Below are 24,753 nucleotides of genomic sequence, written 5' to 3'. Positions count from 1 at the left end.
GGGGCCGCGGCGTTCGTCATACGTAGACGCCGCGGTCCTCCATGAAGCGCACCGGGTTCGTGTAGCCGCCGTTGATGTACACCTCGAAGTGCAGGTGGCAGCCGAAGGAACGACCGGTGTCACCGGCGTATGCGATGATCTGCCCGGACTCCACCCACTGGCCACGGCGAACGGCGATCCCGCCGGGCTTGATGTGCGCGTAGCCGGAGCTGACGCCCCCGCCGTGCTGAATGCGCACGTAGTTGCCGTAGTTCCCGTTGGCACCCGCGTAGTCGACCGTCCCCGAGTTGGCGGCGTAGATGGCCGCGCCACATCCGTTCGCCAGGTCGGCGCCATAGTGATAACTCGACGAGCAGCCCCGAGAGCCGCAGATGGGAGTCCGTGGTCCATAACTCGAGCTGCGCGCACCGCCGTGTGGTCGTACCCACCCACCCGATCCGGCCTGACCGCCCCCGCCGCTGCTGCCCCCGCTGTTGGCTGCGGCTTCGGCGGCCTCGCGCTCACGGCGCGCCTTCTCCTCCGCGGCACGCGCAGCGACGCCGGCTTGATACCCCGCGACCGTCTGGGCCGTGGTGTCTTGGAGCGCAGCCAGCTGGGCCTCCAACGTTCCGAGATATGCGGTCTGCTCGTCCAGTGCGGCCTGGGCGGCGTCCGCCGCATCCTGGGCCGCGATCATCTTCTGCTCCGCGACCTGCTGAAGGCGGTCGCGCTCGTCACGCGCGACCGCCGCCTGATCCGAGAGGGACTGAGCCGCGTTCTTGGATGAGATCGCGTCGTCATAGACAGCACGATTGTGTTGCATGAACTTGTCGAGCGTTCCCAGCCGGGACAGGAGTTCATCCGATTCGGCCGCCGAGCCCGAGAAGAAGAGCTGCAGCGCTGTATCGTCACCGCCGTTCCGGTAGAGCTGAGCCGCGAGCTGGCCGGCTTTGCGAGATGCCTCCTCCGCGATCACAGCCTGCTCATCAGCCTGCGCCTGCAGTTCGTCGGCAACGGTGATCGCGCCGAAGTACTCCTGCTGCGCCGTGTAGAACTCATCCGACGTCGCCTGAGCCGCGGCTTGTGTATCAGCGACATTCTGCTTCAACGACTGTATGAGTCCCTGGATGCGTTGAAGCTCAGCGCCCTTCGCTGCCTCGTTGTCTTTGGCGCGCTGCACGTCGTCCCAGGAGGGATACGTGGCGGCGTATGCGGCCGACACACCAGAGCCGATGCCGAAGGCGGCGAGAGCGACGACGCTCATCGCGCCGAGCCCGAAAAGGCTGCGACGGCCGATCGGCCGGTTCCAGAACTGTTCCCTCTCAGCCGCTGTCGGACCACAGCCGCAATCATCGGAAGCAGCCAAGGCGGCACGCTCAGCCTCGTCTGGGGTGGTGCTCATGAACAGCTCGTATCCTCGAGGTCAGCGTCGGGGACGCGTCGGCTGAACGCGTCCGCGACAACGGTCGGAGTGGAGTGGCCCGGGCGTATGGGGTCGATGGTCACGACGCAAAAATACATCAGCGTTCTCTGATGTGTCGCCACGTGGCGGAGTGTCGTCAACATAGACTCTTCACCGTGGAAAGCGGGACAGCGTCGACGGCCGAGAGCATGCTGTCTCCCGTCGACTCCGTTCGATTGTCCGAGATCATTCAGGGCTTCGCTTCGCCCGTGCGTCTACGAATTCTCAGCGCCGTTATGTACTCGCCACTCACGGTCGGTGAGCTGTGCGAAGCTGTGGGAGCTGGCCAGACCGCCGTCTCGAATCACCTCAAACTACTCCGTGAGCTCGGCCTGGTCGCTGGAACTCGCGACGGGCGCAACATCCGGTACGAGCTGTTTAACAGCGATGTATTGCAGCTCCTTGCCGACATGATTTCTCACCTCACCCCGAACTCGACTGACGACTGAGTGCAAAGGACCAGGGGCTGCTGAATCTGTCGGCATGAGATCTGCGGCCGCTCCTCGCGCAGATTGTGACGCGGACTCAGGCTCGCCCCCGATGAGCGAAATGCTCAACTACATCCACCCATGAGCGCGCGACCTGTTCGACGACTGCCAATGTCGCCGCTGTCGCTCGCTGGTCGCGACCCGCGTCGCGGTCGCCGCCGACGAGGTCACGGAATCGCCTGAGAACCGGACGCAAGTCACTGGGCGGAAGATCCACGATCCGCCGGACAGGTGGTCGACCGCTCGCAGCCAGCACGATCTCCCGAGGCTGGTCGATTTGGTCGATGAGCACCCTGCCCCGCTCACCCTGTATCTCACTTGGTCGTCGCGACGCTGTGATCTTGGAGTAGGTGACCTCGGCGATGAATTCCGGGTACGTCAGAAGCGCCGTTCCCACTCCGTCAGCTCCGGTGGGTAGTGAGAAGGTCCGACCGATGGCGTCCGACGGCTCACCGAACAGTCGTATGAGGGCTGCGATGGGATAGACGCCGAGATCTCGCAACGCACCCCCACCGAGCTCCGGGTCGAAGATCGCGGGTTTTTCGCCGGCAAGCACCTTGTCGTACCGGGAGGACCGCTGGCACAGCGCGAATGACACGTGGCGGACCGGCCCGATGACGCTGAGCCACTCCTCGATGAGGTCGAACCCCGGCTCGTAGACGGATCGCATTGCCTCCATCAGCACGAGGTCATGGGCCGACGCCCACTGCGCAAGAGCAACGAAACTCGCGGAGCGGGATACGGCGGGCTTCTCAACAAGGACGTGCTTTCCGGCATCCAGTGCATCGCACACCCACCGCTCGTGCGTGCTGTTCGGTGTGGCGATGTATACGGCGTCGAGACCGCTGTCATCCCACAACTCGCGGGGTGTGGAGACCGCCTTGGCGATGTTGTGCTCTCGGGCGAAGTCTTCAGCGCGTCCCTGGTCTCGCGAAAACGCGGTGCGGACTGAGACACCGCCGACCGCGGCGGCTGCGAGGGCGAGTTCACCGGCGATCCGACTGGTGCCGACAGTTCCGATGGTCAGCAAGAGTTCTCCGGGGCGGTGAGAGGAGCGCGCTTTGATGTCGGAGGCCGCTCCTCCCACCTCGCATTCACTTCGCGACGGCCGCCATCACATCGTCGAGGACCTTTTCGGCGTTCATGGTGCCGAAGTCCGGGGGCGAGATCACGAGCACCGGAACGCCGTCTGGGGCCTTCTTCTGCACGTCATTGAGTGCGAATCGGATCTGTGGGCCGAGCAGGATGGCCGTGGCGGTGTCGATGTGGTCGTCGAGTTCGACGAGGGGAACGGCCAGCACCTCCGTGGCCATCCCGCGGGCGTTCGCCGATTGGGTCAGTTTTACCTGCATGATTCCGGTGCTCATACCTGCGTTGCACACGAGGAGCAGTTTCATCGGGTTGTCCTTTCTCTCAGGCCGTCGTGGTGCCGGCGGTTCGGGCGGTGGGGGCGGCTGCGTCGGGAGCTTCGTTCGCGAGCTCCGCCGCATCGGCGGGGTTCGCCGGCGCGGGATCGTCGTCGGCTTTCTCCTCGGCGACCTTCTGCTTTTCGTAGACCTTGAAGAAGGGATAGTAGATGAGGACGTCGAGGAGGATGAGCCCGACGACGATGAGCGCTGCCTTCCAGTCGAGGGTGGAGAGGAGAGCGCCGACTGGAGATGGCATGTTCCAACCGCCGTCAGCGAACGTGCGGGAGATGAAACCTGATTCCATGAGTGCGTACACGATCCCGCCGTTGATGGGCATGACGAACACGAACGGGAAGAACAGGGTCGGGTTGTACATGAGAGGAAGGCCGAAGATCAACGGTTCGTTGATGTTGAACAGCGCGGGAACGGCGGACAGCCGACCGACCGTCTTGATGTGCTTGGACCTGCTCCACACGGCGAGGAAGGCGAGGCCCAGCGTCGCCCCCGAGCCGCCGATGGCCATGAAGGTCCACCAGAAGGGCTCGGTGAGCACGAATGGCAGGGCGACGGCCGCCGTGCCCGCAGCGAACGCGGCGGAGTTGGCGGCGAGGTTGCTGAGGAAGAACGGGGAGAGCGGTCCGGTGACGACGGTGTCGTGGATGCCGAACCACCACAAGATCATCACGATGAGGGCGAGGATGACAACTGCCCAGATGGTGTCGACGCCATCGATGACCGGCGCCATGAGGATGCTGATGAGATCGGGAAACGGAGCGCCTGAAAGCCATTCTGTGACTGCGGCGACGGCGCCCGCAGCAACGAGCACGATGGTGATGGGGACAAGGGACGCCAGCGATTCGCTGAGCGCCGGCGGGACGCCGTTGCCGCTGAGCTCGATGCGCCCTACGCGCTTGTCGTAGAGGAACCGGTAAAGCTCGAACGCTGCGATGCCGGAGACGATGGCGGTGAACAGGCCCGTGCCGCTGAAGTACTGCGACGCGATCGCTTCTTCCTCGTTCAATCCGACCATGATGAGGAACGTCGCCAGCGCCAGTGCGACAGGGATGAACGTGGTCATCTTGTGGTGACGAGCCAGGTAGAAGGCGAGACCGCCGGCTACATATACCGAGATGGCGCCGATGGTCGTGGCATAGATGACGTTCAACGCCGGGTAGGTGAAGTCGGCGACCGCCTGCCACCCTTGGAAGAACGACCTGCCGAATCCGGGATCGAGAGTGGTGAAGTCCACGGGTGGGCTGATGATGATGAGGGCGAAGCTGCCGATGGTGAAGAAGGGGATCAGGGTCAGAAAAGTGCTCTGGATGACCTTGATGTACTTCTGATTCGCGATCTTGTTCGCCGCCGGGGCGATCCACCTCTCGATGCCGGAGGTGATCCTGTTCATGACGCTCATCTTTGGGCTCCTTGTGAACTGATGTGGTTGGCGTACCAGACGAAGCTGTCCTTGGGGGTCCGCTCCAGGGTGTCGAAATCTACGTGGACGAGGCCGTATCTCTTCTCATAGCCGTTGATCCAGCTGTAGAGGTCCATGGTCGACCACACGAGGTAGCCCTGGACATCGCAACCGGCTCCGATAGCGCGCTGCATCTCGTCGATGAAGCCGCGCAGGTAGTCGATTCGATACGAGTCGTGGATCTCACCGTTCTCAACGACGTCGCGGTAACCGACACCGTTCTCGGTGATGATGACGGGAATGTTGGAGTACCGGTCGCGGAGTTCGACGAGGATCTCGTACATGGCGGCCGGGTAGATCTCCATGCCCCACGGATTCTTCTCCGTTGTCGGGTCCTCGTCCATCTCGAACCAGTCCTTCACCACGACCCGGTTCTCGCCGGACGCATCGCCTGTGTTGTTGGCGCGGAGATCGGTCTCCCCGGTGGTGTACGGCTTGACGAGGAAACGGTCGTAGACGTTGAGACCGAGGAAGTCGATGGTTCCGGACCGCAGGACGGATTCGTCGCCCTCATGGATGAAGGACATGTCTGTGCCATCCGCTTCGATCTTCTCCATGAACTCAGCGGGGAACGCCCCGAGTATCGCCGTGTCATTGACGCAGCGGTTCTGGAACAGATCCGCGAAATGCGCGGCTTGCTCGAATTCCGGCGTGTTCTCGAGAGTGTGGACGGGATAGCTGTCGCTGACCAGTCCTATCCGTCCGGGATAGCCGCCCTCCCGGAAAGCGGTGACCGCTGACGCCGATGCCAGCATCAGGTTGTACATCGCGTGCCAGCGGCGTCCGAGGTCGCGCACGTTCGGGGGGTAGTTGCCGATGGCGTAGGAGCACAGTGTTTCGTAGCCGGGCTCGTTGATCGTCATCCAGTGAGAGACACGGTCGCCGAGAGAGTCGAAGCAGACGGTCGCGTAGCGAGCGAACGCGTCGATGGTGGCGCGATTCTCCCAGCCGCCGGCGGCGAACAAGGTCTGAGGCAGGTCGTAATGATAGAGAGTGACGAGAGGCTCGACGCCGTGAGCAAGGCAGGTGTCGACGACGCGGGAGTAGTGCTCGAGAGCAGCCTCGTTCACATCTCCGGTGCCGTCGGGAACGACACGTGACCACGCGATGGAGAAACGGTACGCGTTCTGGCCACCCTCCGCCATCATGCGGATGTCCTCTTCGTAACGGTGATAGTGGTCGCTGGCGACGTCACCCGTCACAGGGTTGACGTTGTTCAGATCGCTGTGACAGAAGACATCCCAGCTGGACTTCCCCTTGCCGTCCTCGTCCCATGCACCCTCGCACTGATACGCGGCCGTAGCGCTTCCCCACAAGAACCGGGTCACGAGTTCACTCCGTTCGGGACGTTCGGTTCGCCGAGGCCTCCGCGGATTGCAGCGAGCAACGTATCGAGATCCTCCTCGGCCATATCTCCTTCGCAGATCACGTCGACAGCGGTGCCGGGAGTGACACCCAACGTCATGATGGCCAGAACGCTCGCGGCGTTGACCTCGCGGTCGCCGATCGCGAGGCGAGAAGACGAAGACAGCGACTTGGCGACGCGGGCGAGTTCGTTCGCCGGCCGCGCATGCAGTCCGCTCGGGTTGTTGACGACGACGGTGCCGCGCGCCTCCGCGGTCACGCGGACACCCCTGCCGCAGCCACACGGCTGTGAAGCTCGATGAGCTCTCCCGCGAGGTCGTTCATCAGCATCGCGGAGGTCAGGTGATCCTGCGCGTGGACGAGGATGATGTTGATCGGTACGGGATTGCCGAGCGCCTCCTGTTGGATGAGGCCCGTCTGGAGCTTGTGGGCGTCCAGGATCTGTGCCTGAGCGCTGTCCATCAGCTTGCTCGCGCCGTCGAAGTCGCCTTCGCGCGCAGCTCGAATGGCCAGAACGGCCTCCGACTTGGCATTGCCCGCAGTGGCAATGAGCTGGAACGCGACCTCGTAGTCCTCATCCATGATTTGCTCCTTCGATGCGGGGTCCGTCCGCCGCATCGGTCTAGCGTCGCTCTCCGAGCAACCCGTCCTCCAACACATCTACTTCCGTCAACGCGGAAATGGCGGGTGCAGGGGAGGGCGGGCATAGGAGAATCGAGGCATGCGATTGGCACGCCACGAAGCGCTCATAGATATTCTGCGCAGGGCACACGGCCCCGTCTCAGGCCCTGTTCTCGCCCGAGAGCTGGGCGTTTCCTCGCGCACGGTCCGTTCTGATGTGACGTCCGTCAACGCTCTGGCAGGTGCGCCCGTTATCGTTGCGGAACATCGGGGGTATACCCTCGACGGCTCGATTCAGGTGCCGACGCTCGCTCCGGATGACACCGCGACGGGGTCCGATGCACGAATCTTCGCCATCCTCCGCCGCTTGGCTCGATCCCCTCAGGGTGAGAGCGTGCATGAGCTGGCGTCGTCGCTGTTCGTGTCGGAGTCCACCATCGAGGCGGATCTCACGAAGGTACGCCCCCTGGTTCGCGAGTTCGACGTCACGCTGACACGGAACCGGGACATGGTGTCCCTGGCCGGGCGAGAGGTGGACCGGCGTCGATTGGTACGGCAGATGCTCCTTGGGTCGGCTCGCGGGGCGGCGTCTTCGAGTCTGGGGATCGTGATGAGGGAGTTGCGACGCTTCGACCTCGGTGACCTCGGAAAGATCCTTCAAACGAGCCTTGGCGCCGGGGGGATCGTTCTGCATGATTACGCACTTGCAGACCTGACCCTCCACCTCGCCATCGCACTAGATCGTTTCGCCGACGGTCAGACCAGTGAGGTTGAAGTCGGGGACGTCAAGCCGAGCGCTCAGATCCTCGACACGGTCGCCGAGCTGGCCGCACGTCTGCAGGAATCGCTCGGCATAGTTCTGCCTTCGTCGGAGAGGATCGCTTTCGCGGCACTACTCGAGTCGCGCACATACCCGGGGGCGAAGGGGCCCGATGGCGCCGTCGACGAGCACGTCGCTCTCGTACGCACCGTCATCAGCGATCTTTCCTCTCAGTACTTGCTGGACATCCATGACGAAGTCTTCGTCCTGAATTTGAGCATCCATGTGAAGAATCTTCTCGCCCGGGCCCGGACCGGGCACGAGGCGCGAAACCCGCTCGGCCCGGACTTCAAAGAGGGGCACCCGCTTGTCCATGAGCTGGCTGTCTTCGTCGCGAGCCGCATCGAGGAACTTGCGAACGTCACCGTCGGCGAAGAGGAGATTGTCTATCTGGCGTTGCACATCGGAGGATACCTGCAGCGGACCCTGGAAGACGCAGACCAGGTATCGGTAGCCTGCATAATCCCGGAGTATTACGGCTCTCAGGGGCGTTTCTTAGACCGGCTGCGCGTCGACCTGGGAGATACCGCCGCTTCGGTCGAAGCGGTGCCGTTGTCGCGATTGGATGTCCCGGCCTCGATAGGTGCAGATCTCATCGTGTCCGCCGTGCAGCAACTCGAAATCCACGGTGATGTGTCAATCGTCGAGGTGTCCCCGCTCTTGAGTAGATCGGACCTGGATCGGGTCAATGCGGCTGTCCGTGCGACGAGAGACCGCAAGAGCGCCGCCCGTATCCGATGGACATTGTCGGAGCTACTGGATCCGCGGTTGTTCCTGCGAGTGAAGTCGACAACGCGCGACGAAGCGCTCAGGATGATGAGCGAACAGTTGATCTCGCAGCGGATCGCACCTGGGCACTTCCTCGAAGACGTACGCAGCCGAGAGAGACTGTCCTCTACGGCTTTCCATGGCTCCATCGCGGTGCCTCATTCGATGAATATGGACTGCTTCCGCACTGCGATCTCCGTGCTCATCAGTGATGAGCCCATCGTTTGGGGCGAAAGCAACGTTCGCATGGTCGCGCTGTTTGCATTGAGCCCGACTGGCCGGCAAGTCTTCCGAGATGTACTGGATGCGTTCGTTGCTGTACTTGCCGAGCCGTCCCGCATCCAGCGAATAGTGGGTTCGGCCGACAACTACGAGCACTTCGTGGCTGCGGTGCTCGCAGAAACGGAGTGACCCGAGTGACAGGTCGACGGTCGACAGCTCAGACGCTGGTCGCACTCAGTCGCAGCACGGGGCCCGACCCCGCGCAGGGGACCGAGCAAGAGGCTGGCAGTACCGCCCGCATCGACAGAAGTTCCGGGTCGGCGTTTCCTCCGCTGGGGGAGTGGGGCCGTGGGGATTCTCCGAGATCGTGCACGATCCGACGGAGCTCGATTCTCGATCGGGAGAGCGCGTCGCCCGTCCTCATGCACTCGTGGAGGTCACGCGTCCCACTTGCGTTGTGAGAGTAGGCGCAGGCCGTTGAGGGCGACGATGACGGTTGATCCTTCGTGGCCGGCGACGGCGAGGGGGAGTGGGAGTGTTCCCACGAGGTCCCAGGCGATGAGCACTGTGATGAATGTCGCGGCGATGATGAGGTTCGCCACGACATAGCGGTGCGCGCGTCGAGAGATGCGGATGAGCTTCGGGATGGTGTCGAGTTCGTCGCGAACGATCACGACGTCGGCGCTGTCGAGTGCGAGGTCGGCGCCGTGCCCGCCCATCGCCACGCCTGTCGTCGCGGACGCGAGAGCGGGTGCGTCGTTCACGCCGTCACCGACGACCATGACGCGTTCGCCGGCGGTCTCGAGTTCTTGCACGATGCGTGCTTTGCCATCCGGCAGCAGCTCGGAGCGCACGTCGGTGACGCCGGTCGCCGCCGCGACGTGTTCAGCGGTCACGGCGTTGTCTCCAGTCAGCAGGATCGGGCTGGCGCCGGTGACCTCGGTCACGGCTGCCACGGCCCGCGACGCAGCGGGACGGACGGTGTCGACGAGCAGGATCGTGCCGATGAACTGCCTGTCGATGTGCAGGTCGACGGAGGTTCCTACCCTGTCGCGTTGCTGAGTGCTCCGCTCGACCGTGACGGTCGACCCGTCGAGTTCGCCGCTGACGCCCATGCCTGGGGTGGCGCGGAACGCATCCACGGGGGGCAGCTCGAGCGAGCGTTCCGTCGCGGCGCGGACGATGGCGCGGCCAAGCGGGTGCTCGCTGTATCGCTCAACGGCTCCCGCCATGCGGAGCACGTCGGACGCGTCGTAACCGTGCGCGGGGGTGATGTGGGCGACCTCGGGGTCGCCCTCGGTCAGTGTCCCGGTCTTGTCGAACGCGACGAGGCTGGTCCGTCCGAGACCCTCCATGACGGTGGCGGTCTTGACGAGCACACCGTTGCGGCCGGCGGTGGCGAGCGCGGCGAGGAGCGGTGGCATGGTGGAGAGCACGACCGCGCAGGGGGATGCGACGATCATGAAGGTGATCGCCCGCAAGAGCGCCGCCTCGAATCCCTCGCCGAACATCAGAGGGATGGTGAAGACGAGCAGGGTCGCGACCACGACCCCGATGGAGTATCGCTGCTCGACCTTTTCGATGAACAGCTGCGTCTTGGCCTTCGTCTCGGATGCTTCCGCAACCATCGCCACGATGCGCGCGACGACGGACTCGGACGCGGGGCGAGTGACCTCGACCGTGAGCGCGCCGGTGCCGTTCACCGTTCCGGAGAGAACGTCATCACCCATCGAGCGCACGACGGGGATGGATTCCCCGGTGATGGCCTGCTGGTCGACTTCGCTCGTGCCCTCGATGACCCGGCCGTCGGCGCCGACCCGTTCGCCGGGTCGCACAAGAATCCTGTTGCCGGGAACGAGCGCGGACGTGTCGACCACGCTGGTCGATCCGTCCCCAGCGAGCAGGGCGGCCCGTTCGGGAGCGAGGTTCAGCAGAGAGGATACGGAGTCCGCGGTGCGCTGCGTGACGATCGCCTCGAGCGAGCCCGACGTGGCGAAGATGACGATCAGCAGCGCCCCGTCGAACACCTGACCGATCGAGGCGGCAGCGATCGCCGCGACGATCATCAGGAGGTCAACGTCGAGCGTCTTCTCACGCAGTGCTCGCAAGCCGGCCAGGGCTGGTTCCCACCCCCCGGCGACGTAGCAGGCGAGTAGCAGCGCCCACCAGATCGCTGGAGGAGCGCCGAGCAGCTGGCTCACCCACCCTGCAAGGAAGAGCGCCAGCGACAGCGCCGCCCACCTGACCTCGGGGAGGCTTGCACCGGTGACGAGAATCGACGGCGGCTTCGCCGGTGACCGGCCTTGGCGACGGTCCGAGACTTCGGTGAGGGGAGCGCTCACGCCCCCTGCTCCGCGCCGGCGCTCTCGCGCACCGCCTTGGCGTTCGGGTGCGTGCCGTTGTGACCGGGTGTTTCCTCCATCGCGTGCTGCGCCTGGAACACCGCCTCTGAGACCAGTCGGCGCGCATGCTCATCGATCAGGCTGTAGAAGACGGTCGTGCCCTCGCGGCGGGCCCGGACCATCCGCCCCAGGCGAAGTTTCGCGAGATGCTGGGACACGACCGTGGGCGACTTGTCGACGATGTCAGCGATGTGGTTCACCGACAGCTCGCCCGCCCGCAACGCCAGGATGATCCGGATCCGCGTCGCGTCCGCGAGCATCCGGAACACCTCGGCGGCCACATCGACATACCCGCTCCGCTCATCAAATGTGCACGCCTTCTTACCTTCACGCATACGCACATAATACATGGGGGAGGAGAGGCTCGATGGCCTGCAGCGACGGAAATGGTACTCATGTAATCTGACATAATGTGCATTATCGGCGTAACCACGGGAGGCGCGAGAGGAGCGCTTAGATGGGCTCGTCGCGTGAACGGACAGGACGTCGAGATCGACTGGGACACCGCACGCCGCGCCAATCAGCAGAACTGGGACGACCGCGTGCCGCTGCATGAGGTGGCCTACGGACTCGATGCGTTCGACGATCCGTCGCACCTCAGCGACGTCGTCAGCGATGATCTGCCCGTCCTGAGGCGCTTCCTTCCGGACGGAACCCTCGAGGGGCTCGATCTGTGTCATCTGCAGTGCCATATCGGCACCGACACGATCTCGCTGGCGCGCTCAGGAGCCGTCGTGACGGGCGTCGACTTCTCGGCACCCGCGCTGCACACGGCGGCCGCCCTGGCGGATCGGACCGGAGTGTCGGCCACCTGGGTCGAGACGGACGTCCTCGATGCCAGGGCCGCCGTGTCCGGCGACTTCGATGTCGTCTACACGAGCATCGGCACGATCTGCTGGCTCGCCGACCTCGATCGCTGGGCCGCTCAGATCCACGACCTGCTGCGTTCCGGTGGCACGTTCTTCATTCGCGACGGCCATCCTGCGCTGCTCGCGCTCGACGAGGAGGCGCCCGAGCTGACGATCCGCTATCCGTACTTCGGGGACGGTCGCGCGCAGCTCTGGGACGATGACTCCACGTACGCCGGCGACGGGAAGGTCGCTCATCCGCGCACGTACGAGTGGCCGCACCCGCTGTCCGAGATCCTGGGCGCACTGCTGCGCGCGGGCCTGCGTCTGCTGCACGTCGATGAGGGCACGACCCTCCCGTGGCGGTTCAGCCAGCGCATGGTCGAGGTCCCCCGCGGTTTCGCCTGGCCGGAGGCCGAGCGGCACCTCGTTCCGTGCACGTACACGATCGTCGCGCGCAAGGACTGACTACGCCCCGACGTACTCCGCGAGGTGCTCCCCCGTGAGCGTCGACCGCGACGCGACGAGGTCGGCGGGAGCGCCTTCGAAGACCACGCGGCCCCCGTCGTGTCCTGCTCCCGGGCCGATGTCGATGATCCAGTCGGCATGAGCCATCACCGCCTGGTGGTGCTCGATGACGATCACGGTCTTGCCGGATTCGACGAGCCGATCGAGCAGTCCGAGGATGTTCTGCACGTCCGCGAGGTGGAGCCCCGTGGTGGGCTCGTCGAGGACGTAGATGTCGCCCTTCTCCCCCATCTGGATCGCCAGTTTGATGCGCTGGCGCTCTCCGCCCGAGAGCGTGGACAGCGGCTGTCCCAGGGAGAGGTAGCCGAGACCGACGTCCTCGAGGCGCCCCAGGATCGCCGCGGCCGCGGGCAGCTTCGCCTCGCCGTCCGAGAAGAAGACCCTGGCCTCGGACACGGGCAGATCGAGCACCTGGGTGATGTCCTTACCCGCGAGCGTGTACTCCAGCACCGCCGCCTGGAAGCGCTTGCCTCCGCAGTCCTCGCACGGCGTCTCGATCGTGTCCATGAAGCCGAGCTCCGTGACGATGACCCCGGCGCCCTTGCAGGTCGGGCACGCTCCCTCGGAGTTCGCGCTGAACAGCGCGGGCTTCACGCCGTTCGCCTTCGCGAAGGCCTTGCGGATGGGCTCGAGGAGCCCGGTGTAGGTGGCGGGATTGCTGCGACGCGAGCCCTTGATGGCTCCCTGGTCGATCGACACCACACCCTCGCGCTTCGAGACCGACCCGTGGATGAGGGAGCTCTTGCCGGATCCTGCCACGCCCGTCACGACCGTCAGCACTCCCGTCGGGATGTCGACGTCCACGTCCTGCAGATTGTTCGCGGTGGCGCCGCGCACCTCGATCACTCCGGTGCTCTCGCGGACGGATTCCTTCAGCTCGGCGCGATCATCCAGGTGCGCCCCCGTCTTGGTACCGCTCGCCTTCAACCCCTCGAGGGATCCCTCGAAGCAGATCTGTCCGCCGGCGCTCCCTGCGCCGGGGCCCAGGTCCACCACGTGGTCGCCGATCGCGATGGTCTCGGGCTTGTGCTCGACGACGAGCACCGTGTTGCCCTTGTCGCGCAGCTTCAGCAGCAGCGAGTTCATCCGCTGGATGTCGTGGGGGTGCAATCCGATCGTGGGCTCGTCGAAGACGTAGGTGACGTCGGTCAGCGAGGATCCGAGGTGGCGGAGCATCTTGATGCGCTGCGCCTCTCCCCCGGAGAGAGTGCCGGAGGGCCGCTCCAGGCTCAGATAGCCGAGCCCGAGCGTCACGAAGGCGTCGAGGTTGGCGCTCAGCGCCTCGAGCAGCGGCCCGGCGCCGACGAGATCGAGCCCGCGTACCCACTCGGCGAGGTCGGTCACCTGCATCCGGCACGCGTCCGCGATGCTGATGCCGTCGATCTTCGAGGACCGCGCCCCTTCGGTCAGGCGCGTGCCGTCGCACTCCGGGCAGGTGGCGAACGTCGCCACGCGCTCCACGAACGCGCGGACGTGCGGCTGCAGCGCATCGAGATCCTTGGAGAGCATCGCCTTGGTGATCTTCGGGATGAGGCCCTCGTAGGTCATGTTGATCCCCGAGATCTTGACCTTCGTCACCTCGCCGTAGAGGAAGAGGTGGCGCTGCTTGTCGGTGAACTCGGCGATCGGCTTGTCAGCGGGATAGAAGCCCGAGGCCGAGAAGCCCTTCACCATCCATCCGTCCGCGGTGTAGCCGGGAACCATGATCGCCCCCTCGTCGAGCGACTTCGACTCGTCGACGATCTGCGCGAGGTCCAGGTCCGACACCGCTCCCCTGCCTTCGCATCGCGGACACATGCCGCCGAGGTAGATCGCGTCCTTGACGATCTTCTTCTCGCCGCCGGGGCCGGTCATGACCCCGCTGGCCTTCTGGGTGGGGATGTTGAAGGAGAAGGCCGTCGGTCCGCCGATGTACGGCTGACCGAGCTTGCTGAACAGGATGCGGAGCATGGCGTTCGCATCCGTGACGGTCCCGACCGTCGAGCGCGGATTCGCGCCGAGTCGCTCCTGGTCGACGATGATCGCGGTGGTCAGTCCCTCGAGGACGTCCACGTCGGGACGCGGAACGGACGGCATGAACCCCTGCACGAAGGCGCTGTAGGTCTCGTCGATCATGCGCCGCGACTCCGCGGCGATGGTGTCGAAGACCAGCGAGCTCTTCCCGGACCCGGAGACGCCGGTGAACACGGTCAGGCGGCGTTTCGGGATGTCGACGCTGACGTCCTTCAGATTGTTCTCTCGGGCGCCCTGGACGCGGATCAGGTCATGTCCGTCTGCGGCATGGGTCGTCATGGTGGTCCCTCGATTCGGTGGCGGCGGTCTCAGCCGGCCTGGTTGATGCGGAGGAGGTTGCCCGCGGGATCGCGGAATGCGCAGTCGCGCACCCCGTACGGCTGGTCCATCGGCTCCTGTACGACGTCCGCACCCGTCGCGACGAGACGGTCGAACAGCGCGTCGAGGTCGTCGCTGGCGAGAGTGAGAGCGCTGTAGCTGCCCTTGGCGATGAGCTCGAGGATGGTCTGACGCTCAGCATCCGTGAGGCCGGGGTCGGTCGCAGGCGGATGCAGCACGATCGAGGTGTCCGGCTGGCCCTCCGGACCGACGGTCAGCCAGCGCAGGCCGTCGTAGCCGACGTCGTTCCGCACCTCGAAGCCGAGGGCGTCGCGGTAGAAGCCGAGGGCGGCCTCGGCATCCGTGTGCGGGAGGAATGCGTAGTGGATGCTGATCTTCATGGGTTCAGGTTAGGTGCGCGTCGGTGCGGGGTGCTTCTTGATTCCTGATCGGTCGGACGACCTGCTTGGCATGGAAGGACGGGATCCCATCCGTGGTGACTGCGCGTTCACGGTACACGCTGGGTGGGACACCGACCAGTTCCGTGAACCGGGTGCTGAAGGTCCCGAGCGACGAGCAGCCGACGGCGACGCACACCTCGGTGACGCTCAGGTCGCCGCGCCGCAGCAGCGCCATGGCCCTCTCGATACGGCGTGTCATGAGATACGAGTAGGGCGATTCGCCGTAGGCATCGCGGAACCTCCGGCTCAGGTGACCGGCCGACATGTGCACGCCCCTGGCCAGAGCCTCGACATCGAGGGGTTTCGCGTAGTCGCGGTCGATGCGATCACGCACGCGCCGCATGACGACGAGCTCACGCAGTCGAGCGTCGAGGTCCGTGATCACTCCTAAATGGTGACATGGCGGACGGTGTCGTGGTGTGACGGACCACGACGTGGGCACGCGATCCTCCCCCACGGCGACGCTGCGGGGCGCTACTCTGTGCTCATCCCTCACAGGGTGTTCTCAGAAAGGGTCCCAGCCATGTCTGATTCTCTCGCCGCCGAGGCGAAGTCCGTGTTCAAGTCCCTCCGGATCACGCTCGCCGTGTCCGGTGTGATCGCGCTCATCGCAGGCATCGTCCTGCTGGTGTGGCCGGTGAAGTCGGCGGTCATCGTGACCGGCATCTTCGCCACCTACCTCGTGATCGCCGGTCTCGTCTACATCGGGCTCGGCATCTTCTCGCACCGCAAGGGCGGATGGGCGCGCGTCGGCCACATCGTCCTCGGCATCCTGTACATCGTCGCCAGCGTGATCGCCTTCGCGAATCTCGGTGCCGCCGCCGCGACGCTCGCACTGGTGGTGGTGATCTTCATCGGCATCAGCTGGATCGTGGACGGAGTCGTCGCGCTGAGCCTGCTCGGCCAGGACGGCTCTCGCGTCTGGACGCTGCTCTACGCGCTCCTCAGCATCATCGCGGGAATCGTGGTCCTCTTCTCCCCGCTCTACGCCGCAGCCGTGCTGTGGCTGGTGTTCGGCATCTCGCTGGTCGTGCTCGGCATCGTGCAGATCGTGCGCGCCGTGACGATCGGCAAGGACTCCCGGGTCGCCTGACGGCCGTCGCCACGACCGGCTCCCCCGACGCCGGTCGTCCGAGAACGACGAGAGCCCCGTCCGATCAGGACGGGGCTCTCGTCATGCGCGTGCGATCACTCGGCCGCGAACCCGCCGACGTCGCCGACGAGGCGGGTGTTGTCGGCGGGAACGGGCTCGACGGCCGCCTTGGCGACCTCGGCCGCGAACTCGGACACGTTGTAGAGCTTGCCCGCCGACTCGCGACGCTCCGCGATCGCGCCGGGGTTTGCCCGCTCGAGCAGCGTGGCGGTGATGGTGCCCTCGATCATGTCGCCGGACACGACCGTGAATCCGATCCCCTTCTCCGCCAGCCCGGGGATCCGCTCGCGGAGGGCGTCCTCGCCCGCGCGCTTCGACAGCGCGACCGGCTCGTACTCGGGCATCGTCGGAGTGGTGCGGATGAAGTGAGCCTGGTGGCTCGTGACGAACACGACGCGCGAGCCGTCGCCGAGCAGCGGCGTCGCGGCCTCCAGCACGGAGACCTGGGCGTCGCGGTTCAGGGTGAGGGCGTAGTCCGCCGCCATGCCCGACTCCATGCCGCCCGACGCGTTGAGGACGAGGACGTCGAGGCGACCGAACTCGGCCCGGACCGCGTCGAGCATCTCGGCGACGGACGAGGGGTCGGTCAGGTCGGCGCCGACGACGAGCACCCGACGCCCGAGCTCGCGCAGCTGCGTCGCGAGCTTCTCGGCCCTGGGCGCCTTGTTGCGGTAGTTGATGACGACGTCGGCGCCCGCCTCCGCGAGATAGCGGACGGTGTCGGCGCCGATGCCCCTGGACGATCCGGTGACAAGCGCGACCTTGCCGTCGAGAGAACCTGCGGGAAGAACGTCGGTCACGGTGACTCCTCGTGTGCGTGAAGCGCCGTGAGCGCACGGCCGCTCCAGACTATCAATCGGGCGCCGGGGCACCCGGAGCGCGTCTCGGCTGCGTGGTAGGTTGACCGCAAGGAGGCAGCATGAACGACTTCGGCACGTTCGTCCAGTTCATCGACCAGTGGGCCTGGGTCGGGTGGCTGGTCCTCATCGCCCTCTTCCTCGTCATCGAGATGCTGACCCTCGACTTCACGTTCCTGATGCTGAGCTTCGGCAGCGTGGCGGGTCTGGTCACCGACTTCGTCGGCGTCCCCGTCTGGGTCCAGGTGCTGATCGCCGCCGCCGCCGCGGCCCTGTTCATCCTCTTCCTGCGCCCTCCGCTCATCAGACGGCTCCATCGCGGCGAGGATCCCACGAAGTCGAACGTCGACGCGCTGGTGGACCTCCGGGGCATCGCTCTGCAGGACGTCACCCAGATCTCCGGACAGGTGAAGCTGAGCAACGGCGACACCTGGACCGCCCGCACCTCCACACCCGTTCCGATCCCGCAGGGCTCGCCGATCGTCGTCACGACGATCAACGGGGCGACCGCGACCGTCCGTCCCATCAACGACTAGGAGAATCCGTGAACGACTCCTCGTTCATCCCCGCAGCGATCGGCTGGATCCTGGTCATCGCGATCATCATCTTCGTGGTGGTCACGCTGGCCCGATCGATCCGCATCATCCCCCAGGCCACGGCCGGCGTAGTGGAGCGGCTCGGTCGGTATCACAAGACCCTCACGCCCGGCCTCAACATCCTGGTGCCCTTCATCGATCGCCTTCGTCCGCTGATCGACATGCGCGAGCAGGTCGTCTCCTTCCCACCGCAGCCGGTGATCACCGAGGACAACCTCGTCGTGTCGATCGACACGGTCGTCTACTTCCAGGTGACCGACGCCCGTGCCGCGACCTACGAGATCGCCAACTACCTGGGCGCGGTCGAGCAGCTCACGACGACGACGCTCCGCAACGTCGTCGGTGGCCTGAACCTCGAAGAGGCGCTCACCAGTCGCGACAACATCAACGGCCAGCTCCGGGTCGTCCTCGACGAGGCGACGGGCAAGTGGGGCATCCGTGTGGGCCGTGTCGAGCTCAAGGCGATCGACCCGCCCGTCTCCATCCAGGACTCGATGGAGAAGCAGATGCGCGCCGAGCGAGACCGGCGCGCCGCGATCCTCACGGCGGAGGGATCCAAGCAGTCGCAGATCCTCGAGGCCGAGGGACGCCGACAGGCCGAGATCCTCCGCGCAGAAGGCGACAAGCAGGCGGCCGTCCTGCGTGCCCAGGGCGAGGCGGAGGCGATCCAGAACGTCTTCACCGCGATCCACCAGGGGCAGCCGGACGACAAGCTCCTCGCCTACCAGTACCTCCAGATGCTGCCGAAGATCAGCGAGAGCCCGTCCAGCAAGCTGTGGATCGTCCCGAGCGAGCTCACGGAGGCGCTGAAGGGGATCGGCAGCGCCTTCACCCCGAAGCCCGGCCAGACTCCGACGAATCTCCCCGGCGCGTGACGCACCCGTACTTCGAGAAGACGCGACACCCTCGAGTCCTCGCCCATCGCGGTCTGATCACCGCGGCGGGCGAGGACTCGGGCGTCTGGGAGAACTCCGCCGCGGCGTTCGCCGCAGCCCATGCGGCGGGCGTCGAGTACATCGAGACGGACTGCCGGGTGACCGGCGACGGCGACGTGGTGCTGTTCCACGACGCGACACTGGAGCGTCTGACGGGTGATCCACGTGCCGTCACGGAGGTGCGGACGCGCGACCTCGCAGCGATGTTCGCCGATCACGGAGGCCTGCTCACCGTCACCGAGGCGCTGTCGTCGTTCCCCACGGCGCGGTTCAACATCGATGTGAAGACGGATGCCGCCGCAGAGCCGCTCGGTCCGATCCTCGCCGACCATACCCACCGGGTGCTCGTGACGAGCTTCTCGGACGCGAACCGGCGGGCGACCGTCTCAGCCACGCTCCGCGCCGGGGCCGCGATGCGACCGGCGACGTCCGGCGGCACACGGACGATCGCCGCCCTCCGGGCGTACTCCGCCGCCCGCCTCTCCCCCGCTCGCGTGCTGCAGGACATCGACGCGCTGCAGATCCCGGAGAAGAGGGGTGCGCTCCGCGTCCTCACCCCGTCGCTGCTCCGAGCCGCGCACCGGCGCGGCGTGGAGGTGCACGTATGGACCGTGAACGACGAGTCGACCATGCGGCGTCTCGCCGCTCTCGGCGTCGATGGCGTGGTCACCGACAGGGCCGACACCGCCCTCGCCGCCTTCTCTCGCTGAGGTCACCGGCCCGCCCATACGCGTTCGCGCTGGGATTCGGCTGTGAATCATGCCGAGAACGCGCCCGCGTGGATGAAGCGCACAGGCTGGAGCGTTATACCTGACAGCGACGAGAGGACCACACAATGGCAGATCGCAGCCTGCGCGGCATCCGACTCGGCGCCCAGAGCCTACAGAGCGAAGAGGGCGTCGTGTTCATGGAGCGCCGTGAAACCACCTATACCTGTGACACCTGCGGCCACGTCACGAACCTGATGTTCGCGGCCGACGCGGAACCGCCGCAGACGTGGGAGTGCCGTGCTTGCGGCGCGGACGCCCGATTGAACGTCGACGGCCAGGCCGTCACGCTCGACACGGCCGACGAGAAGACGGCCCGCACGCACTGGGACATGCTCATGGAGCGCCGCACCCGTGCCGAGCTCGAGGAGCTCCTCGAGGAGCGCCTCGCGTTCATCCGCGCCCGTCGCGGCGCCGGCGAGGACCCGACTCGGGAGAAGATCGGGGCCTAGCGCCTGCGGCCGCGCAGCCACCCGAAGGCCAGCGCGACCAGACCGCCCCAGAACAGCACCAGTTGGATCCAGGGGCCCAGAACCACTCCCCCGGTGAGGCCGGAGCGCAGCTCGACATCCTCGAGCAACGCTCCGGCCTCTCCTGCGTCCAGACTCGACACAGTCGCGCCATCGGGCCTTATCACCTGGCTGGTTCCCACCGTCGAGATGTTGACGACGCTGCGTCCCGTCTCGATCGCGCGCATCCGCGCGAATGCCAGCTGCTGCAGATTCTCGTCCGTGCCTCGGAAATCCGCGTTGTTCGTCTGGAAGACCAAGACCTCTGCGCCTTCCCCGACGCCGGCGTGGATCACATCGTCGTAGATGACGTCGAAGCAGATCGCGAGACCGACCGCCACTCCGTCGACGTCGATCACGGGGTCGTTGGTCCCCGGCGTGTAATCGCGCTGCAGGAGCCCGATGAGGTCCGGCGCGAGGGCGTTGAAGAACGCCCGATCCGGCACGTATTCGCCGAAGGGCACGGGGTGGCGCTTGTCGTGGCTCTGCTCGGCGAAGCCATCAGCGGTCCAGAGCATCGAGGTGTTGAAGAAGCGGCCGTCTCGCTCGGTCGCGGCGTTGGCGAGCAGCGGAGCATCCATCCGAGCCGCCACCGACGTCATCCGACGCGCGATCCCCTCCGCCTGGAAAGGGTCGTAGTCGAGCGAGCCCTCCGGCCAGACCACGAGATCGACATCCTCTCCGTAGAGCGGAACGGTGGCCGAGGTCTGCGCCTGCACGATCGAGTAGTCCTCGCGCACGTCGAAGTAGCCGCTGGGTCCGTTGCCCTGCACAGCTGCGATGCGCATGGACCCGCTCACGTCCGTGGGGAAGAGCGGCGTCACCACGAGAATCACGGCGACGACCGCCGGTGCGAGCAGCATCGCGGGTCGGCGCCACTCGCGGGTGCGCACCACCTCGATGAGCATCGCGACGAGGAACACCATCAGGAAGCTCAGGCCGCCGATCCCGATCCACGACGTCACCGGAGCGAGCGGGCTCTGCGCCTGGCTCATCGCGAGTCGCGCCCAGGGAAACCCCCCGTAGGGCCACGATCCGACGAACACCTCGCGCCCCACCCACAGCGCCGCGACGACGGCCGGGAGCACCAGCACGCGACCGGCGCGACCGGTCATGGCCCGAGGCAGCCACCGGTAGGCCAGGGTGATCGGGATGAGAGCGATGGCCGTGAGTCCGCCCTCGACGACGCTGAGCGCGGCCCACGGAACCGGTCCCAGGTACCGCGACGTCCAGGAGACGAGCAGACCGAAGAAGAGCACCCCGTAGACGCCGCCGACCAGCAGCGCTCCCCCGGCCCGGCGTCCGATCATCGCGAGCAGGAGCAGAGCCGTCGCAGGGAACGCCAGGATCCAGATCGCGGCTTCGGGGTACGCGAGATCCATCAGGAATGCGGCCGCCGCGGCGCTCAGCACCGCGGCCCAGAGCGGCAGCAGCGGGCGCGTTCGAGCGTCGGTGTCGGACATCGATCCCATCCTCACATCGACGAATAGGCGACGATGCCGCGCCGGACGCCGTCGAGCGCCGTGCGGGCGTTCCGCGCCAGCGCGCCGTCCTCGGCCACGATCGAGAGCTGGTCCAGCAGGTCGATCGTCTGCTTCGCCCATCGCACGAAATCACCGGCGGCCATGTCCGCGTCGACGAGGACGCGATCGAGGGAGCCTCCCCTGGCCCACGCATGCATGGCACCCGCGAGGCCTGCGGCGAGCGGCTCCGTGCCCGGCAGATGATGGTCCTTCTCGAGGTCGTCCAGCTCCGCCCACAGGGTCGTCGTCTTCTCGTACGCCGAGCGGAACGCACCTCGCGGAAGACCCCGCTCGCCCGAGTTCGCCTCGTCCCGTCGCGGCTCGTACACGAGACAGCACGCCATCGCGGCGAGGGAGGGAGCGTCCAGCCCCTTCCACAGGCCCTGGCGCAGCGATTCCGCGACCAGCAGGTCGCGCTCCCCGTAGATGCGGCGCATCGTGCGTCCCGCAGCGGTGAGTCGCGTCTCGTCCCCGTCGCGGTCGAGGTAGTCGAGAGTCTCCAGAACCTCGACGACGCGGTCGAACACGCGCGCCACCGTGCCGGTGCGGTTCTCGATCTGACGGCGGGTGCGGTCGGTCTGACGCTTGAGCTTCCAGTACCTCTCGGCCCAGCGCGCGTGTGCTTCGCGATCAGGGCAGCGGTGGCAGCCGTGCCGCTGCATCCGGTTGCGAAGCGTCTGGATCTGCTTCAGGCGCTTGTCGCGACTGACGCGCGACGCCTGCGCATCTTGTCGGTTCTTCTTCTCGAGGTCGCTGAGCTCTCGGCGGATCGAGGCGTAGTCGAGGAAATCGCCGTGCTCGCAGGCCATCGCGGACGCGTAGCCCTCGAGCGACTCCTCGGCCTCCCGGACCTGGCGGGCGAGACCGACGACGGCGCGGTCCGCCTGGAACTGGGCGAACGACGATTCGAGGATCTGGCGTGCCCGCACCGTGCCGAAGAGATCGATGAGATTCACGGCCATGTTGTAGGTCGGCCGGAAGCTCGAGTTCAGCGGATACGTGCGGCGGGAGGCGAGCGCGGCCACGGCCTGCGGGTCCATGCCCTCCGTCCACTGCACGACGGCGTGCCCCTCGACATCGATGCCGCGGCGCCCGGCACGTCCGGTCAGCTGCGTGTACTCCCCCGACGTGATGGCGACCCGCGCCTCCCCGTTGAACTTCTCCATCTTCTCGAGCACGACGGTGCGCGCCGGCATGTTGATGCCGAGCGCCAGCGTCTCGGTCGCGAACACCACCTTGACCAGCTTCCGCTGGTAGAGCTCCTCGACCACTTCCTTGAACGCGGGCAGCAGTCCGGCGTGGTGCGAGGCCACACCGCGCTCGAGATTGTCCAGCCACTCCCAGTATCCGAGGACGCCGAGGTCCTCGTCCTGCAGCGTGCGCGTGCGATCTTCGACGATCGCGCGGATCTCCGCACGCTCCTCGGTCGAGGTGAGTCGCAGGCCCGATCGTCGCACCTGCTGGACGGCCGCATCGCATCCCACACGACTGAAGATGAAGAAGATGGCCGGGAGGAGATTGGCCCGCTCGAGGAGCTCGATGACGTCGGGACGATCCATGCGCTCGATCCGGCGCACGTTGGCCGACCGTACGGGGCGACGTCCGCCGCGTGGCGGGCGCTGAGCCTGTCGACCGGCGTGGCGGTTGCTGCGATAGGACTGCGCCTCGCGATTGCTGTTGTAGTGCGAGCCGGTGAACGAGCGGATGCGCATCAGCTCCTGGTTCACCTTCGCGGTCGCGAGACCCGCTCGGTCGTCGAAGAGCGGCAGGAGATCGTCGCGCACGAGCACATGCTGCTCGAGCGGCACGGGCCGGATCTCCGAGACGATCACCTCGGTGTCCCCGCGCACCGTGTCGAGCCAGTCGCCGAACTCCTCGGCGTTCGAGACCGTGGCGCTGAGCGAGACGAGCCGGACGTGCTGCGGGAGGTGGATGATGACCTCTTCCCACACGGCGCCGCGGAACCTGTCGGCGAGGTAGTGCACCTCGTCCATGACGACGTAGCGGAGGTCGCGCAGCGCGGCGGAGTCCGCGTAGATCATGTTGCGCAGCACCTCCGTCGTCATCACGACGATGCGGGCGTTGCCGTTGATGTTGGTGTCGCCCGTGAGCAGACCCACGTCGTCCGGTCCGTAGACGTCGACCAGCTCGCGGAACTTCTGATTCGACAGCGCCTTCATCGGCGTCGTGTAGAACGCCTTGTCCCGCGGCGTCTGCATCGCGAGGTGGATCGCGAACTCGCCCACGATGGTCTTCCCCGCACCCGTCGGCGCGGCGACGAGCACGCTGTGACCTCGTTCGAGCGCGTGACAGCCTTCGATCTGGAACGGGTCGAGCTGGAAGCGCTGCTTCTCGGCGAACGCCGCCGTCTCGGGCGTCGTGGCGGCTTCACGTGCGGCGGCGTAGCGCTCCGACGGCGAGCTCACGCGGCACCGGGGACGAGGCCGGCGGCGTCCTCGCGCTTGCGCTTGCGACGGTCGAACAGCATCGACACGAGGGTCGCCGCGAAGTACAGCACGATCATCGACGCCATCAGCAGCAGCATCGAGAACACATCGGCGGGCGGAGTCGTGATCGCGGCGAAGATCGTGCACACCAGGATCGCCACGCGCCATCCCTTGAGGATCTCCCGACCGGAGACGACGCCGGCGAGATTCAGGGCGACGAGGAAGACGGGGAGCACGAAGGCGATGCCCACGACGATCAGGAACTTGAAGACGAAGTCGTAGTAGCTGGAGTAGTCGAAGAACTGGGCCATCCCGGTCGGGACGAAGCCCGCCATGATCTCGATGACGTGCGGCAGCACGAAGAACGCGACGGTGCATCCGCCGAAGAAGAGCGGGATGGCCGCACCGAGGAAGCCCCAGGTGTACTGCGTCTCCTTCTTCGTGAGCCCCGGCATGATGAAGGCCCACACCTGCCAGAGCCAGACGGGTGCGGAGATCAGCAGGCCGATCGCGAAGGCGATGCGCATCCGCAGATCGAAACCGCTCGTCACGGTCGTGAAGTTCAGACCCGTGTACTCACGGCCCTGCTGCTCTGCGATCGTGCGGATCGGAACGGACAGCAGCTCGATGATGGGCTCCGTCACGATGAACGCGATGATCATGCCGACGACCAGAGCGGCTGCGCCGATGAACAGTCGCTTGCGCAACTCGATCAGGTGCGCGCCCAGCGACATCCGCCTGTCGCGGCCCACAGCCTCCTGATCGGCGGAATCCAGAGCCGACACGGA

At 66.1% G+C, this 24,753-nt stretch carries 24 protein-coding genes; 8 read left to right on the top strand and 16 right to left on the bottom strand.

From position 1 onward, the window contains the following. Positions 1-16: 16 nt before the first annotated feature. A complete protein-coding gene (locus tag A4X16_RS06525; RefSeq protein ID WP_067118149.1) occupies positions 17-1,381 on the bottom strand; it encodes a M23 family metallopeptidase in 1,365 nt (454 codons plus the stop codon). Between the two features lie 176 nt (positions 1,382-1,557). Between A4X16_RS06525 and A4X16_RS06520 the strand changes: the two genes are divergently transcribed. Further along, on the top strand, positions 1,558-1,890 hold the full coding sequence (locus A4X16_RS06520; RefSeq protein WP_231880289.1) for an ArsR/SmtB family transcription factor: 333 nt from the start codon (positions 1,558-1,560) through the stop codon (positions 1,888-1,890). Positions 1,891-1,966: 76 nt separating this feature from the next. Here the strand turns inward: A4X16_RS06520 and A4X16_RS06515 are convergent, their stop codons facing one another. The 6 genes from A4X16_RS06515 to A4X16_RS06490 all read right to left on the bottom strand — a co-directional run bounded on the left by A4X16_RS06515 (position 1,967) and on the right by A4X16_RS06490 (position 6,759). Continuing rightward, positions 1,967-2,959 carry a Gfo/Idh/MocA family protein gene (locus A4X16_RS06515; RefSeq protein ID WP_067118144.1) on the bottom strand — a complete coding sequence of 331 codons (993 nt, stop codon included), beginning with the start codon at positions 2,957-2,959 and terminating at the stop codon, positions 1,967-1,969. 64 nt (positions 2,960-3,023) lie between these two features. After that, positions 3,024-3,326, bottom strand: coding sequence for a PTS sugar transporter subunit IIB (locus A4X16_RS06510; RefSeq protein ID WP_067118141.1), 303 nt, complete (start codon positions 3,324-3,326; stop codon positions 3,024-3,026). A 16-nt stretch (positions 3,327-3,342) separates the two neighbouring features. Further along, positions 3,343-4,752, bottom strand: coding sequence for a PTS sugar transporter subunit IIC (locus tag A4X16_RS06505; protein WP_067118138.1), 1,410 nt, complete (start codon positions 4,750-4,752; stop codon positions 3,343-3,345). Next, on the bottom strand, positions 4,749-6,140 hold the full coding sequence (locus A4X16_RS06500) for a glycoside hydrolase family 1 protein (RefSeq protein ID WP_067118135.1): 1,392 nt from the start codon (positions 6,138-6,140) through the stop codon (positions 4,749-4,751). Before A4X16_RS06500 ends, A4X16_RS06505 begins: the two co-directional genes overlap by 4 nt. Then, entirely contained in the window at positions 6,137-6,436 is a 300-nt protein-coding gene (locus A4X16_RS06495; RefSeq protein WP_067118132.1) for an HPr family phosphocarrier protein, read from the bottom strand. Before A4X16_RS06495 ends, A4X16_RS06500 begins: the two co-directional genes overlap by 4 nt. Beyond that, entirely contained in the window at positions 6,433-6,759 is a 327-nt protein-coding gene (locus A4X16_RS06490) for a PTS lactose/cellobiose transporter subunit IIA (protein ID WP_082914327.1), read from the bottom strand. The genes A4X16_RS06495 and A4X16_RS06490 overlap by 4 nt, the downstream gene beginning before the upstream one ends. Before the next feature lie 139 nt (positions 6,760-6,898). On the opposite strand from A4X16_RS06490, the gene A4X16_RS06485 reads away from it, so the two are divergent. After that, on the top strand, positions 6,899-8,797 hold the full coding sequence (locus tag A4X16_RS06485) for a BglG family transcription antiterminator (RefSeq protein ID WP_082914326.1): 1,899 nt from the start codon (positions 6,899-6,901) through the stop codon (positions 8,795-8,797). Positions 8,798-9,045: 248 nt separating this feature from the next. Here A4X16_RS06485 and A4X16_RS06480 read toward each other — a convergent pair whose 3' ends face one another. Both A4X16_RS06480 and A4X16_RS06475 read right to left on the bottom strand, forming a co-directional pair. Further along, on the bottom strand, positions 9,046-10,950 hold the full coding sequence (locus tag A4X16_RS06480) for a heavy metal translocating P-type ATPase (RefSeq protein WP_067118126.1): 1,905 nt from the start codon (positions 10,948-10,950) through the stop codon (positions 9,046-9,048). After that, positions 10,947-11,345 (bottom strand): ArsR/SmtB family transcription factor, encoded by a 399-nt coding sequence (locus A4X16_RS06475; RefSeq protein WP_067118462.1) that lies wholly within the window; start codon positions 11,343-11,345, stop codon positions 10,947-10,949. The genes A4X16_RS06480 and A4X16_RS06475 overlap by 4 nt, the downstream gene beginning before the upstream one ends. A 135-nt stretch (positions 11,346-11,480) precedes the next feature. Here A4X16_RS06475 and A4X16_RS06470 point away from each other — a divergent pair, with 135 nt between their 5' ends. Continuing rightward, positions 11,481-12,326 carry a class I SAM-dependent methyltransferase gene (locus A4X16_RS06470; protein ID WP_067118123.1) on the top strand — a complete coding sequence of 282 codons (846 nt, stop codon included), beginning with the start codon at positions 11,481-11,483 and terminating at the stop codon, positions 12,324-12,326. Here the strand turns inward: A4X16_RS06470 and A4X16_RS06465 are convergent, their stop codons facing one another. The 3 genes from A4X16_RS06465 to A4X16_RS06455 are packed head-to-tail and all read right to left on the bottom strand — an operon-like array spanning position 12,327 to position 15,521. Further along, the gene (locus A4X16_RS06465; protein WP_067118120.1) at positions 12,327-14,678 is read right to left on the bottom strand and encodes an ATP-binding cassette domain-containing protein; all 2,352 of its coding nucleotides are present in this window, start codon (positions 14,676-14,678) and stop codon (positions 12,327-12,329) included. 29 nt (positions 14,679-14,707) lie between these two features. Then, on the bottom strand, positions 14,708-15,118 hold the full coding sequence (locus A4X16_RS06460) for a VOC family protein (protein WP_067118117.1): 411 nt from the start codon (positions 15,116-15,118) through the stop codon (positions 14,708-14,710). Between the two features lie 4 nt (positions 15,119-15,122). Next, positions 15,123-15,521 carry a helix-turn-helix transcriptional regulator gene (locus tag A4X16_RS06455; RefSeq protein ID WP_067118459.1) on the bottom strand — a complete coding sequence of 133 codons (399 nt, stop codon included), beginning with the start codon at positions 15,519-15,521 and terminating at the stop codon, positions 15,123-15,125. Positions 15,522-15,701: 180 nt separating this feature from the next. Between A4X16_RS06455 and A4X16_RS06450 the strand changes: the two genes are divergently transcribed. Continuing rightward, the gene (locus tag A4X16_RS06450; protein ID WP_067118114.1) at positions 15,702-16,271 is read left to right on the top strand and encodes an HdeD family acid-resistance protein; all 570 of its coding nucleotides are present in this window, start codon (positions 15,702-15,704) and stop codon (positions 16,269-16,271) included. 95 nt (positions 16,272-16,366) lie between these two features. Here the strand turns inward: A4X16_RS06450 and A4X16_RS06445 are convergent, their stop codons facing one another. Beyond that, a complete protein-coding gene (locus tag A4X16_RS06445; RefSeq protein ID WP_067118111.1) occupies positions 16,367-17,131 on the bottom strand; it encodes an SDR family oxidoreductase in 765 nt (254 codons plus the stop codon). 119 nt (positions 17,132-17,250) lie between these two features. On the opposite strand from A4X16_RS06445, the gene A4X16_RS06440 reads away from it, so the two are divergent. The 4 genes from A4X16_RS06440 to A4X16_RS06425 all read left to right on the top strand — a co-directional run bounded on the left by A4X16_RS06440 (position 17,251) and on the right by A4X16_RS06425 (position 19,938). After that, positions 17,251-17,724, top strand: coding sequence for an NfeD family protein (locus tag A4X16_RS06440; RefSeq protein ID WP_067118108.1), 474 nt, complete (start codon positions 17,251-17,253; stop codon positions 17,722-17,724). An 8-nt stretch (positions 17,725-17,732) separates the two neighbouring features. Beyond that, entirely contained in the window at positions 17,733-18,659 is a 927-nt protein-coding gene (locus tag A4X16_RS06435; RefSeq protein ID WP_067118105.1) for an SPFH domain-containing protein, read from the top strand. Then, positions 18,656-19,429 (top strand): glycerophosphodiester phosphodiesterase family protein, encoded by a 774-nt coding sequence (locus tag A4X16_RS06430; RefSeq protein WP_067118101.1) that lies wholly within the window; start codon positions 18,656-18,658, stop codon positions 19,427-19,429. The genes A4X16_RS06435 and A4X16_RS06430 overlap by 4 nt, the downstream gene beginning before the upstream one ends. Positions 19,430-19,554: 125 nt before the next feature. Then, complete coding sequence (locus A4X16_RS06425) at positions 19,555-19,938, top strand: RNA polymerase-binding protein RbpA (protein WP_067118098.1); 384 nt, start codon at positions 19,555-19,557, stop codon at positions 19,936-19,938. Here the strand turns inward: A4X16_RS06425 and lnt are convergent. Genes lnt through tatC form a run of 3 tightly spaced genes read right to left on the bottom strand, consistent with a single transcriptional unit; the run spans position 19,935 to position 24,699 of the window. Next, a complete protein-coding gene (gene lnt / locus A4X16_RS06420; RefSeq protein WP_067118456.1) occupies positions 19,935-21,458 on the bottom strand; it encodes an apolipoprotein N-acyltransferase in 1,524 nt (507 codons plus the stop codon). The two genes, A4X16_RS06425 and lnt, sit on opposite strands and share 4 nt — an antisense overlap. Positions 21,459-21,469: 11 nt before the next feature. Beyond that, positions 21,470-23,944, bottom strand: coding sequence for a DEAD/DEAH box helicase (locus A4X16_RS06415; protein ID WP_067118095.1), 2,475 nt, complete (start codon positions 23,942-23,944; stop codon positions 21,470-21,472). Continuing rightward, entirely contained in the window at positions 23,941-24,699 is a 759-nt protein-coding gene (tatC, locus tag A4X16_RS06410) for a twin-arginine translocase subunit TatC (protein WP_067118092.1), read from the bottom strand. The genes A4X16_RS06415 and tatC overlap by 4 nt, the downstream gene beginning before the upstream one ends. Positions 24,700-24,753 lie beyond the last annotated feature (54 nt).

It is taken from the genome of Microbacterium sp. H83 (assembly GCF_001650405.1).
Taxonomy (GTDB): Bacteria; Actinomycetota; Actinomycetes; order Actinomycetales; family Microbacteriaceae; genus Microbacterium.
The sequence above is the reverse complement of the archived record's forward strand: the minus strand, read 5'-3'. Positions and strand labels throughout refer to the sequence as shown.